Raw genomic sequence first — 12,283 nt, forward strand, 5'->3', positions numbered from 1 at the left:
TGCCTGAAGTTCAACTAGCAGAACGATCTGGAAAGTTCGGCCGTAGCGGGTGACAGCCCCGTATGCGAAAGTGAGACTTTGGGACTAGAGTAGGGCGGAACACGTGTAATTCTGTCTGAACATAGGGGGACCACCCTCTAAGCCTAAATACTCGTACATGACCGATAGCGAACTAGTACCGTGAGGGAAAGGTGAAAAGCACCCCGATGAGGGGAGTGAAACAGTACCTGAAACGGATTGCCTACAAGCAGTTGGAGGGGTCTTGTGCCCTGACAGCGTACCTCTTGCATAATGGGTCTGTGACTTAATGTATCAAGCAAGCTTAAGCCGTTAGGTGTAGGCGCAGCGAAAGCGAGTCTGAATAGGGCGACAAAGTTTGATGTATTAGACCCGAAACCCGGCGATCTATGCATGACCAGGATGAAGGTGCGGTAACACGCACTGGAGGTCCGAACCGATTAACGTTGAAAAGTTACCGGATGAGTTGTGCTTAGGGGTGAAAGGCCAATCAAGCCGGGAAATAGCTGGTTCTCCGCGAAAACTATTGAGGTAGTGCCTCGAGTGAATACCGTGCGGGGTAGAGCACTGGATGGGCTAGGGGGTCGCGAGATCTACCAAACCTAACCAAACTCCGAATACGCACGAGTACTACTCGGGAGACAGACGGCGGGTGCTAAGGTCCGTCGTCAAAAGGGAAACAGCCCTGACCTACAGCTAAGGTCCCCAAGTCACGTCTAAGTGGGAAAGCATGTGGGATTTCCAAAACAACCAGGAGGTTGGCTTAGAAGCAGCCATCCTTTAAAGAAAGCGTAACAGCTCACTGGTCTAAATAAGAGATCCTGCGGCGAAGATGTAACGGGGCTCAAGACGTGCACCGAAGCTTAGGGTGTGGATTTATCCACGCGGTAGCGGAGCGTTCCGTAGGCTGATGAAGCGATCTGGTAATGGGTCGTGGAGGTATCGGAAGTGCGAATGCAGACATGAGTAGCGATAAAGAGGGTGAGATGCCCTCTCGCCGAAAGACCAAGGGTTCCTGCGCAAGGCTAATCCGCGCAGGGTGAGCCGGCCCCTAAGACGAGCCCGAAGGGGGTAGTCGATGGGAATGCGGTTAATATTCCGCAGCCTGGTGGTGTGTGACGGATGGTGTGTGTTGTTCAGCCTTAACGGATTGGCTGGGCTTCGAAACTGTCCCGGGAAATAGCCCCACCGTATAGACCGTACCCGAAACCGACACAGGTGGTCAGGTAGAGTATACCAAGGCGCTTGAGAGAAGTGTCCTGAAGGAACTCGGCAAATTGCCTCCGTACCTTCGGAAGAAGGAGGCCCTCACAGCGGGCAACCGTTATGAGGGGGCACAGGCCAGGGGGTAGCGACTGTTTAGCAAAAACACAGGGCTCTGCTAAGTCGGCTTCAAGACGACGTATAGGGCCTGACGCCTGCCCGGTGCCTGAAGGTTAAGAGGAGGAGTGCAAGCTCTGAATTGAAGCCCAGGTAAACGGCGGCCGTAACTATAACGGTCCTAAGGTAGCGAAATTCCTTGTCGGGTAAGTTCCGACCTGCACGAATGGCGTAACGACTTCCCCACTGTCTCCAGGACATGCTCAGCGAAATTGAATTCTCCGTGAAGATGCGGAGTACCCGCGGTTAGACGGAAAGACCCCGTGCACCTTTACTGCAGCTTCAGAGTGGCATTAGGAAAGAACTGTGTAGCATAGGTGGGAGGCTTTGAAGCATTGGCGCCAGCTGATGTGGAGCCATAGGTGAAATACCACCCTGTTGTTTTCTGATGTCTAACCTCGATCCATGAAACTGGATCAGGGACCCTCTGTGGCGGGTAGTTTGACTGGGGCGGTCGCCTCCTAAAGAGTAACGGAGGCGCGCGATGGTGGGCTCAGGCCGGTCGGAAACCGGCTGTTAGAGTGCAATGGCATAAGCCCGCCTGACTGCGAGACTGACAAGTCGAGCAGAGACGAAAGTCGGTCATAGTGATCCGGTGGTCCCTCGTGGAAGGGCCATCGCTCAACGGATAAAAGGTACGCCGGGGATAACAGGCTGATAACCCCCAAGAGCTCATATCGACGGGGTTGTTTGGCACCTCGATGTCGGCTCATCACATCCTGGGGCTGGAGCAGGTCCCAAGGGTTTGGCTGTTCGCCAATTAAAGTGGTACGTGAGCTGGGTTCAGAACGTCGCGAGACAGTTTGGTCCCTATCTGCCGTGGGCGTCGAAATTTGAGAGGAGTTGACCCTAGTACGAGAGGACCGGGTTGAACGTACCTCTGGTGTACCTGTCGTCGTGCCAACGGCGCAGCAGGGTAGCTATGTACGGACGGGATAACCGCTGAAAGCATCTAAGCGGGAAGCCTCCCTCGAGATAAGATTTCACAGGACGGTCGGAGACCACGACCTTGATAGATCGGGTGTAGAAGTGCGGTAACGCATGGAGCTAACCGATACTAATCGTCCTATTCGCGCTTGAGAGTCCCACCATCAACGACAACCCTGGTTGTTCAAGATACGTGGATGATTGAGTTCGACGCCAGAATTTGGGTACGTCCCGTGGCACCGTCTGCCACGAGACAAACATCGGCTGGGCGCTCTTGCAGCCAGCCGACAACAAAGCACTCCCCTGCATCGATTTTAGAACTGTTCATCACACGCACAGGCCTTATTGCTTGGTGGCCATAGCGTCGGTGTCCCACCCGATCCCATCCCGAACTCGGCCGTGAAACCCGACCGCGCCAATGGTACTATCGCTCAAGCGATGGAAGAGTAGGTCGCCGCCAGGCATTGCGGCCTGTGCGCGTCATGAACAACACGAACCCATTCACAAACGTCTCGTCCACAAAGGACACCGTCGCCCCCGCCCAAAAGCGGGGGCGTTCGTGTCTCTCAAGGACCATATGGTGACGCGGGGTGGAGCAGCCCGGTAGCTCGTCAGGCTCATAACCTGAAGGTCACAGGTTCAAATCCTGTCCCCGCAACCAAACATAAAAATACGCTCGCAATCATCTCACCTCACGGCTGGGGTTATTTGCAGTCCGCAGCCCAGAGCGCGTCCATCTCCGCATCCGTGGTGAACTGCGACGACAGCGCCACTTTGCCGCCCTTCACGATAAACCGCTCATAGCCAGTGCGTCCTAATCCAATACTTGCGTTCACCTCGCCGCATACCGCGTCGCGCGGCGAGACGACGCCTTTGAACAAGGCGCTTTGCGGGAGCGCGAGTTGCTTGCGCACCGTCTCGGTACCTTGGCGAACGCGATCCATCTCCGCTGGATCAGGCCCGACATCGCAGCCGGCGAGAAGCAACGCGAGGGCGAAAGCGCGCTTCATTGTGCTGCCCCCGTCGCAGCGCCCGGCTTCATGAGATCGAGCACTGCCGCGGTCATCGCAGTCGCGCCGGTCACCACCACGGGTTCCGGCGTGATCTTGAACAAAGGCGAATGGTGCGACGGGACGGCGGGGCCGCCGTTCTTCTCGGCGTCGAACACCGCCTTGGGCGTGCCGCCGACCGCGAAATAATAGCCGCGCACGCCGGTGTCTGGCTGGACGAAATAGGCGAAATCCTCCGCGCCCATGCCCATCTGTTCGAACGGCACCACGTTGGCGGCCCCGAGCGTGTCGACCATCACCGCATTGAGGCGCTTGGCTAGCGGCGTATCGTTGATCGTCGTCGGCGTACCTTCGATCACCGTCACCACGGGCATCTTGTCCGCGGGCATGGCGTTGAGCGTGCCGATCCCCGCGGCGATGCGCTTGACGCCGGCGGTCAGCTGCGCGCGCGTCGCCTCGTCATTGGCGCGCACCGTCACTTGCAGCTTCGCTTCGTCCGAGATGATGTTGTGCTTCAGCCCCGAATGGAACGAGCCGACGGTGATGACGCCGGGCGATAGCGGCGGGCGTTCGCGGCTGATCAGCCCTTGCAGCGCGACGACGATCTGCGAGGCCATGTACACTGGGTCCTTGCCCATGTGCGGGCTGGCCCCGTGTGCGCCAACGCCCGGGACGGTGATATCGATCGAGTCCGACGAGGAGTATTGGATCGCCTCACCCGCGGCGACCTTGCCCGTTTCCATTGCAGCAGCGACGTGGAAACCGAGCGCGTACTGCGGTTTGGGGAATTTGGTGTAGAGGCCGTCGGCGATCATTGCCTTCGCGCCGGCGATACGCTCCTCGGCGGGCTGGACGATGAACACCAATGTGCCGTTCCAGCGATCTTTGAGCGCTGCCATCCGCCGTGCGGTGGCGAGCAATGCGACGATATGCGTGTCGTGGCCGCAGGCGTGCATCACCGGGGCTTCGACGCCGTCGACCCCGACCTGACGCACCTTCGAGGCGTTCGGTAGGCCCGATTTCTCTTCGACCGGCAGGCCGTCCATGTCGGCACGGATCAGCACGACGGGGCCGGCGCCGTTCTTGAGCACCGCGACCACCCCGGTCTGGCCGACCTTCTCGGTGACTTGCATGCCGGGCACCTTGCGCAACTCGGCGGCCATCGTGGCGCTCGTCTTGATCTCGCGGAACGAGAGTTCGGGGTTGCGGTGGAACTGGTCCCACAATTTGCCGAGATCGCGATCGTAATCGGCCTGGATTTGCGTCTGGTAATCGGGCGCCGCAGCGGCGGGGGTGGCCGCGGCTGTGAGTAAAGCGGCGATGATCGTTCGGCGCATGCGAATCCCTCGTTGTTTGCGGCACCATAGCCGGTGGTGCGGCGTGGTGAAGCCGCTTCATTCGCCCGGCCGGCGGCCTTTCGTTCTCGCCTGTTCCAACCCATATTCGCGACATGGCGATCCCGATCCGTACGACCCTGTCCGAGCCCGAGACCGGCGAATCCTTCGTGCCGCATCGGCCGCAGCGACCGCAGAAGGCGGAGGGCGGGCGGCCGTTCAAGCTGGTGTCGGATTACGAGCCAGCTGGAGACCAGCCGCGCGCGATCGGGGAACTGGTCGAGGCGGCGCTGGCGGGGGACAAGGATCAGGTGCTGCTCGGCGTAACCGGGTCGGGCAAGACCTTCACGATGGCCAAGGTGATCGAGCAATTGCAGCGCCCGGCGCTGATCCTCGCGCCGAACAAGATCCTCGCGGCGCAGCTATACGGCGAGTTCAAGTCGTTCTTCCCAGAGAATGCGGTCGAGTATTTCGTCAGTTACTACGATTACTATCAGCCCGAGGCCTATGTGCCGCGGTCGGATACGTACATCGAGAAGGAAAGCTCGGTGAACGAGGCGATCGACCGGATGCGCCATTCGGCGACGCGGTCTTTGCTGGAGCGCGACGACGTGATCATCGTCGCGTCGGTCTCGTGCATCTACGGCATTGGGTCGGTCGAGACCTACTCCGCAATGATCTTCGACTTGAAGAAGGGGCAGACCGTCGACCAGCGCGAGATCGTGCGCAAGCTGGTCGCGTTGCAGTACAAGCGCAACGACGCCGGGTTCCAGCGTGGCAATTTCCGCGTGAAGGGCGACACGCTCGAGATCTTCGCGAGCCACCTCGAGGATGCGGCGTGGCGGATCAGCTTCTTCGGCGACGAGATCGAGGAGATCGTCGAATTCGATCCGCTGACCGGCAGGAAGGCGGCGAGCATGAACTCGGTGCGCGTCTATGCGAACTCGCACTATGTGACGCCGGGGCCGACGATGAAGCAGGCGACCGAGGCGATCCGCCACGAGTTGACCGAGCGGCTCAAGGAGATGGAAGCGGAGGGCAAGCTGCTCGAGCACCAGCGGCTGGAGCAGCGCACCAATTTCGACCTCGAGATGATCGCGGCGACGGGCAGCTGCAACGGGATCGAGAATTACAGCCGCTTCCTGACCGGGCGACTGCCGGGCGAGCCACCGCCGACGTTGTTCGAATATCTGCCCGAGAATGCGTTGCTGTTCGTCGACGAGAGTCACCAGACGGTGCCGCAGATCGGCGCGATGGCGCGCGGCGATCACCGGCGGAAGATTACGCTGGCGGAATACGGATTCCGCTTGCCGAGCTGTATCGACAACCGGCCGCTGCGCTTCAACGAGTGGGATGCGATGCGCCCGCAGACAGTCAGCGTCTCGGCGACGCCGGGGCATTGGGAGATGGAGCAGACCGGCGGCGTGTTTGCCGAACAGGTGATCCGCCCGACGGGGCTGATCGATCCGCCGGTCGAGATCCGCCCGGTCGAGGAGCAAGTGCAGGATTGTATCGTCGAATGCCGCAAGGTGGCGGCGCAGGGCTATCGCACTCTCGTGACGACGCTGACCAAGCGGATGGCGGAGGATTTGACCGAGTATATGCACGAGGCGGGAGTGCGCGTCCGCTATATGCACTCCGACGTCGAGACGCTGGAGCGGATCGAGCTGATCCGCGACCTTCGGCTGGGCGTGTACGACGTGCTGATCGGCATCAACCTGCTGCGCGAGGGACTTGATATTCCCGAGTGCGGACTGGTGTGCATCCTCGATGCCGACAAGGAAGGTTTCCTCCGCTCGGAGACATCGCTGATCCAGACGATCGGCCGCGCGGCGCGCAATATCGACGGGCGCGTGATCCTGTATGCCGATCGTATCACGGGCTCGATGGAGCGCGCGATGAACGAGACGGCGCGCCGGCGCGAGAAGCAAGAGGCGTATAACGCCGAACACGGCATCACGCCGGTGTCGATCCGCAAGAACATCGGGGACATCATCGCCCACGTCGCGTCGAAGGATCAGGTGACGGTCGAGATCGACGACGAGCGGCCGCACATGGTTGGGCATAACCTGCGCGCGTATATCGAGGAGCTCGAGAAACAGATGCGCAAGGCTGCGTCCGATCTCGAGTTCGAGACCGCGGGACGGTTGCGTGATGAAATCCGGGCGCTGGAGCAGGAGGAGCTTGGGTTGCCGGTGAGCGAGCACAAGGCGCCGCAGATGGGACGCAGCAACGAGGGCAAGCCGGGCACACGCAAGACGCGCTATGGAAAGCAGCAGCAGGTGCGGATGAACAAGCGGGCGCGGTAGGCCCGAACCAATTTCGAACTTTTATCGCAGTATCGGTAGCGCGGCAGACGACCAAGATCGTACGCCGCGCGGCCTCATCGCGCTCAGCCCAGCGAAAGATCTTCTCCGCCAACGCCGTAATAGCTTGCGACGCGATCGGCATAGGCCTGATCGAAGTGCGGTGCGTTGTTTGCCCAGCTCGGGCCGCCTTCGAGCACACGGCGGTCGATCGTCACGACATAGAGGTCGCGGACGGGGTCGAACTGCAGCAGAGCGAAGGGCAGGGGGTAGTAGCTCTTGCCGACACCCAGGAATCCGCCGAGGCTGAGCACTGCATGCGTCGTGTGGCCGCTGCGCTTATGGACCATGAACGCGGAAACGCTGCCGATCTTGTCGCCGTCCCGACTTTCGACCTTCATCGTGCCGGAAAGCGATGCCTCGATCAGGACGAGGGTCTGGGTGTCTGTGGTGCTCATGGCGGTCTCCCTGCAGTCTTCTTCGTTATGACGCGCTGAACCGATCTGGAGCCGCGCCGGTTCCGGTTGAGCCGCGCGCCCAGGGCGCTACGGTGCGGCCAATGCGTAATTTACTCTTCACCATCAGTCTCGCAACCCTTGGCCTCGCTGGCTGCGTCGCGCCACCGGCCGAGCCGCCACCACGGCCTGCGCCGCCCGTCGCGCTGCCGCCGTCGCCACCGCCCGCCCCGGTGCCGCTCGCCAGCGACTGGCGGGATTGGCCGCTGACGCCGGGGAGCTGGCGATACGAGCGCGACGCGCGCGGCGGGCGTGCGCTGTTCGGCGCGGTCGGCGCTGATGCGCGGCTGGTGCTACGCTGCGACCTGCCGACACGGCGATTGTTCCTCTCGCGTGCGGGCCAAGCGGCTGGGCCGCTCACTGTCCGCACGAGCAGCACGACGCGCGCCGTCCCAGTCCAGCCGACCGGCGGCACGATGCCGTATGTCGCGTCCGAACATGCGGCGCGTGATCCCTTGCTCGATGCCATGGCGTTTAGCCGAGGGCGCTTCGTGATCGAGCAGGCGAGTGCGCCGACGCTGGTTGTGCCGGCGCACGCCGAGATCGGGCGTGTGATCGAGGATTGCCGAGGCTGAACCTAAATCGGCAAGGCTGAAAAGAATCGTCGAAAACGCGGCGTAAAACAAGACTTGTATCGCGTGCTCGAACGATTCAAATGAGGGCTGTGGCCGGGCAGGCCACGGACGTTATCAACCAGCGAAAGGAGGTGATCCGATGTCTCATGGTTCAGCAATGGGGTCGGTTCAGTTCGTTCGGGGGACGCGCTTCTAAGGCCGCAGTGATCCGGCGGGGGGTATCCTCCCCCAGTCAACGTCGGAATGCGTAGGTTGCAGAGGCTCGCATGGTCTCCCGGGCTGGAGCTCTCCGGCCGCTGACCATGTTTAGGGGTTGTCGGGCGGTCCATTGGGACCGCTCGGCAACCTCTTCTCATGTCTGGTGTGTGCCGCCGGGCCGGGCTAGCTTGCCGCAAATCACGGGGGTTTGTGGATGAAGACGGTCAGCGCGGTAGCGGCATTTCTGGTGATCGCAGGGGCAGTGCCTGCCGCAAGCGCGGCGCAAGCGACGGACGCTCAGGCACTGGAGATCGCGAAGCGGTTGATTGCTTTCCGCACCGTACGGGGCGCCGGTAATCAGACGCCGGCCGCGGCGGAGTATCTCAAGCAGCAACTCGTCGCGGGCGGCTTCCCCGCCGCCGACGTAACCGTTGAGCCTGTCGATGATACCGCGCTGTTGACAGCGCGCTGGCGCGGCACTGATCCCAAGGCGCCGGCGCTGGTCGTCTCGGGCCATATCGACGTGGTCGAGGCCAAGCCCGCTGATTGGCAGCGCGATCCGTTCACGCCTGTGGTCGAGAACGGCTACCTCTACGGCCGCGGCGCGACTGACATGAAGCTCGACATGGCGTTGGTCGTCGCGACGGTGATCGATATGAAGCGCGCCGGCTTTAAGCCGCGGCGCGACATCGTACTGGCCTTCTCGGGCGATGAGGAGACGACGATGAAGACCTCGGCGATGCTCGCCGATCGGTTAAAGGGCGCGGAGATGGCGCTCAACGTGGATGGCGGCGGCGGGCTCTATGGCGAGGACGGGGAGCCGCAGTATTTCACGATCGGCGCGGCCGAAAAGACCTACGCCGACTTCCAGCTCGAAGTGACCAACGCTGGCGGGCATTCGTCCGCACCACGGCGCGACAATGCCATCAATCAGCTTTCGGCTGCGCTGTCGCGGATCGGCGGCTATCGCTTCACGCCTCAGCTCAGCCCAATCACTAAGGACTATTTCGAGGGGATCGCGCCTCGTCAGACTCCGGCGCTCGGTGCAGCGATGAAGGCGTTCGCGGCCGATCCAACCAACAAGCAGGCAATCGAGACGCTGGCGGGCAGCACGGCTTATGTTGGGCAGATCGGCACGACCTGCGTCAGCACGATGGTGTCGGGCGGGCATGCACTCAACGCGCTGCCGCAGCGCGCGACCGCCAACATCAACTGCCGGATCTTTCCGGGCGTGAAGCCGGCTGCAGTGATGGCCGAGCTGCAGCGCGTGGCGGCCGAGCCGGCGATCAAATGGAGCGACGTGACCGAGGGCTCAAATCCAACCGACGCATCGCCGCTGCGCCCAGACGTGACGGGCGCGGTGAAGAAGGCGATGTCTGCGGTGCGGCCGGGTGTGCCGGTGTTTCCTTCGATGTCGGCGGGGGCGAGCGATTCGATGTGGTTTCGGTCGGTCGGGATCCCGAGCTACGGGATCAGCCCGATCTTCCTGAAGGAATCGGATGATTTCAGTCACGGGCTGAATGAGCGGACGGCAGTGGACAATGTGCCGCTGGCGGTGCGCTATTATCGCTCGGTGCTGACGGACCTGTCGAAGTAAGGCTTAGAGGCGCGCCCTCGCGTAGAGAGGTGGCGCCTCAACCGCCGGCGCGCTAACTCAAAGCCGATGCGTCACTTTCTTCTGTTCCTCGGCCTGTTCGCTGCGCTTCCGGCCTCTTCGCAGCGTGCTGATCGCGCCACGCCCGGGTTCATCCGCGTCCGGCTGGAGACCGCGCTTGGCAACATCGTGCTCGCGCTCAACGCGCGACGGGCGCCGGAGACGACCGCGAATTTCATGCGCTATGTCGATGATGGGCGGTTCGACGGGATCAGCTTCTATCGCGTCGCGCGTGACAAGCGGTCGCCGCAGTTCGGCTTCGTCCAGTCCGGCATCCGCACCGATGCACGGCGCTTCCTCGACATGATCCCGCACGAATCGACTGCGAAGACGGGGATCAAGCATCTCGACATGACGATCTCGATGGCACGACGCGGCCCGCCAGGTTCGGCGAACGGCAATTGGTTCATTTCGGTAGGTGCGATGCCGTGGATGGACTGGAAGAAGGGCGCTCCCGGCTATGCCGCCTTTGGCCGGGTGGTTGCGGGGGAAGCGACGGTGAAGCGCATTCTTGCTCAGCCGACCAGCGGCGCGATGAAGGGTACGCTGCTGATGAAGCCGGTCTACGTAAAACGCGCGGTGCGGCTGGATGGCACGCCGCGCCCAACCGGCCGCCCGCGCCCGTGGCTGATCGAGGGGCGCAAGGACGGGTAACGTAACGTCCGAGTGTCTAGCCGGTCGCGTCTCGGTGCGATGCGGCATCGGCATCGTTCGCCGCGGGCTGATCGGTATAAACCTTGTCGAGATAATAGCCGGCGAGCGTATAATGCGCCTTCACTGCCTCGGGCACGATCGTGCGCTGTGCCATTTCTAGCTCGCTCTCCGCACGCTTATAGAAATATTCCTTGTCGTCTTCCACCGAACCGTCTCGCTAGTTGCTTTGTCCGCTCATCATACCCTGACGCGGTGGACCAAAAATCACATGGATCACTTCGGCCTGAGCCTCGCGACACCGAACCGTCTTCTTGATCATTGATCTAGCGATAGAAAATCCTCTCCGTCCCGATCGCGACGGGGCTGCTCTCATGTCAGTTCCCGCGCATTCAAATTGCTCGCACTTCGCGCTTAGCGAAGTATCAACAGGCGCCCGGCGCGACTGGTTCCGGGTTAGACGAAGGAAATGATGGTTCCGTGTCGCTGATCGCCATCTTGCTCGCCGCCCAGGCCGCGCCCGCCATGCCTGCAGTGCCACCACGGATCACGCGGCTGCTCGCGCGCAGCCCAGTGATTGACGGGCACAACGACCTCGCATGGGAGATCCGCGACCGGCATGACGCCAAGGTTGAGAGCGTCGACCTGAATCGCGACACGAGCACGCTACCATATCCGTTGCAGACCGACATTCTGCGGTTGCGACGCGGCGGCATTGGCGGGCAATTCTGGTCGGTTTGGATTCCTGCCGATACGCTGGGGCCGCGCGCGGTTGAGCTGACGCTGGAGCAGATCGACATCGTTCGTCGCTTCGTTGCCGCCAACCCCGAGGCTTTCGCGCTGGCGACCACCGCGGCGGACATTCGGCGGGCGCAGAAGGCCGGGCGGATCGCATCGCTGATCGGGATCGAAGGCGGGCACCAGATCGACGGGCGGCTGTCGGTGCTGCGGCAGATGAAGGCGCTCGGCGTCGGCTACATGACGCTGACGCACGGCAAGAGCTTGAGCTGGGCCGATTCTTCGACCGATACGCCGCGTGCCAACGGGCTGTCGGCATTCGGGCGTGATGTGGTGGCGGAGATGAATCGGATCGGGATGATCGTCGACGTCAGCCATGTATCGGACGCGACGCTGGCGGCGGTGTTGGATGTCACCAAGGCGCCGGTTATCGCGTCGCATTCGGCGGCGCGCGCGCTGGCGGATGCGCCGCGGAACATCCCCGATGCGCTGCTCAAGCGGCTCGGCGAGCGCGGCGGCGTGGTGATGGTGAACTTTTATCCTGCTTTTCTTTCAACGGCTTGGCGGGCGTGGGACGCGGAGCGGACGGCGTTCGGAAAGGCACAGGGAGTTCCAACCAATGTCTATGGTGCGCGCGCGCCGGCACCGCTTGTGCAGTGGGATGCGGCGCATCCGATGCCGCGCGTGACGGCGGCGACCGTGGCGGATCATGTCGAGCATATCGCCCGTGTCGCAGGGAAGGGCGCCGTCGGCATCGGCGGAGATTTCGATGGAATTAGCGGTACTTCGCCCGAGGACATGACCGGTGTCGACGGCTATCCGATGCTGTTTGCCGAGCTCGCGCGGCGCGGGTGGAGCGATGCGGAGCTGGCCGGATTAGCGCAGGGAAACGTGCTGCGCGTGATGGAGCGCGTCGAGGCAGTGGCGGCGTCGCAGGCCACGCTGCCGCCCATCGACGCCACCGATCGCCAGTAGAT

General features: G+C 62.1%; 9 protein-coding genes, 1 tRNA gene and 2 rRNA genes (1 of these 12 cut by a window edge). 8 read left to right on the forward strand and 4 right to left on the reverse strand.

Annotation, left to right across the window (positions count from 1 at the left end; all coding sequences use genetic code 11):
* The 3 genes from LLW23_RS11385 to LLW23_RS11395 form a co-directional block, all read left to right on the forward strand.
* Positions 1-2,479, forward strand: a 23S ribosomal RNA gene (locus tag LLW23_RS11385) (it extends 310 nt beyond the left edge of the window).
* A 194-nt stretch (positions 2,480-2,673) separates the two neighbouring features.
* A 5S ribosomal RNA gene (rrf, locus tag LLW23_RS11390) occupies positions 2,674-2,788 on the forward strand.
* Between the two features lie 121 nt (positions 2,789-2,909).
* Positions 2,910-2,986, forward strand: a tRNA-Met gene (locus tag LLW23_RS11395).
* Positions 2,987-3,029: 43 nt separating this feature from the next.
* Here LLW23_RS11395 and LLW23_RS11400 read toward each other — a convergent pair.
* Both LLW23_RS11400 and LLW23_RS11405 read right to left on the reverse strand, forming a co-directional pair.
* Positions 3,030-3,335 (reverse strand): hypothetical protein, encoded by a 306-nt coding sequence (locus tag LLW23_RS11400; RefSeq protein ID WP_228945606.1) that lies wholly within the window; start codon positions 3,333-3,335, stop codon positions 3,030-3,032.
* Positions 3,332-4,672, reverse strand: coding sequence for a M20 metallopeptidase family protein (locus tag LLW23_RS11405; RefSeq protein WP_228945607.1), 1,341 nt, complete (start codon positions 4,670-4,672; stop codon positions 3,332-3,334). The genes LLW23_RS11400 and LLW23_RS11405 overlap by 4 nt, the downstream gene beginning before the upstream one ends.
* Positions 4,673-4,785: 113 nt before the next feature.
* Between LLW23_RS11405 and uvrB the strand changes: the two genes are divergently transcribed.
* Positions 4,786-6,978, forward strand: a complete 2,193-nt coding sequence (gene uvrB, locus LLW23_RS11410) for an excinuclease ABC subunit UvrB (RefSeq protein WP_228945608.1) — start codon at positions 4,786-4,788, stop codon at positions 6,976-6,978.
* An 83-nt stretch (positions 6,979-7,061) separates the two neighbouring features.
* Here the strand turns inward: uvrB and LLW23_RS11415 are convergent, their stop codons facing one another.
* The gene (locus LLW23_RS11415; protein WP_228945609.1) at positions 7,062-7,433 is read right to left on the reverse strand and encodes a PRC-barrel domain-containing protein; all 372 of its coding nucleotides are present in this window, start codon (positions 7,431-7,433) and stop codon (positions 7,062-7,064) included.
* 101 nt (positions 7,434-7,534) lie between these two features.
* Between LLW23_RS11415 and LLW23_RS11420 the strand changes: the two genes are divergently transcribed.
* From LLW23_RS11420 to LLW23_RS11430, 3 genes are all read left to right on the forward strand, one after another.
* Positions 7,535-8,065: a hypothetical protein gene (locus tag LLW23_RS11420; protein ID WP_228945610.1), complete on the forward strand. Its 531-nt coding sequence runs from the start codon at positions 7,535-7,537 to the stop codon at positions 8,063-8,065.
* Between the two features lie 412 nt (positions 8,066-8,477).
* Entirely contained in the window at positions 8,478-9,860 is a 1,383-nt protein-coding gene (locus LLW23_RS11425; RefSeq protein ID WP_228945611.1) for a M20/M25/M40 family metallo-hydrolase, read from the forward strand.
* A 66-nt stretch (positions 9,861-9,926) separates the two neighbouring features.
* Positions 9,927-10,571, forward strand: coding sequence for a peptidylprolyl isomerase (locus LLW23_RS11430; RefSeq protein ID WP_228945613.1), 645 nt, complete (start codon positions 9,927-9,929; stop codon positions 10,569-10,571).
* Positions 10,572-10,587: 16 nt separating this feature from the next.
* Here the strand turns inward: LLW23_RS11430 and LLW23_RS11435 are convergent, their stop codons facing one another.
* Positions 10,588-10,776 carry a hypothetical protein gene (locus LLW23_RS11435; protein ID WP_228945614.1) on the reverse strand — a complete coding sequence of 63 codons (189 nt, stop codon included), beginning with the start codon at positions 10,774-10,776 and terminating at the stop codon, positions 10,588-10,590.
* A gap of 272 nt (positions 10,777-11,048) precedes the next feature.
* Here LLW23_RS11435 and LLW23_RS11440 point away from each other — a divergent pair, with 272 nt between their 5' ends.
* The gene (locus LLW23_RS11440; RefSeq protein ID WP_228945616.1) at positions 11,049-12,281 is read left to right on the forward strand and encodes a dipeptidase; all 1,233 of its coding nucleotides are present in this window, start codon (positions 11,049-11,051) and stop codon (positions 12,279-12,281) included.
* Positions 12,282-12,283 lie beyond the last annotated feature (2 nt).

This window comes from Sphingomonas radiodurans (genome assembly GCF_020866845.1).
Lineage (GTDB): Bacteria > Pseudomonadota > Alphaproteobacteria > Sphingomonadales > Sphingomonadaceae > Sphingomonas > Sphingomonas radiodurans.

Coding starts and splice junctions, on each gene's coding strand:
- LLW23_RS11400 (WP_228945606.1), bottom strand. CDS start 3,335: ATGAAGCGCGCTTTCGCCCTCGCGTTGCTTCTCGCCGGCTGCGATGTC.
- LLW23_RS11405 (WP_228945607.1), bottom strand. CDS start 4,672: ATGCGCCGAACGATCATCGCCGCTTTACTCACAGCCGCGGCCACCCCC.
- uvrB (WP_228945608.1), top strand. CDS start 4,786: ATGGCGATCCCGATCCGTACGACCCTGTCCGAGCCCGAGACCGGCGAA.
- LLW23_RS11415 (WP_228945609.1), bottom strand. CDS start 7,433: ATGAGCACCACAGACACCCAGACCCTCGTCCTGATCGAGGCATCGCTT.
- LLW23_RS11420 (WP_228945610.1), top strand. CDS start 7,535: ATGCGTAATTTACTCTTCACCATCAGTCTCGCAACCCTTGGCCTCGCT.
- LLW23_RS11425 (WP_228945611.1), top strand. CDS start 8,478: ATGAAGACGGTCAGCGCGGTAGCGGCATTTCTGGTGATCGCAGGGGCA.
- LLW23_RS11430 (WP_228945613.1), top strand. CDS start 9,927: ATGCGTCACTTTCTTCTGTTCCTCGGCCTGTTCGCTGCGCTTCCGGCC.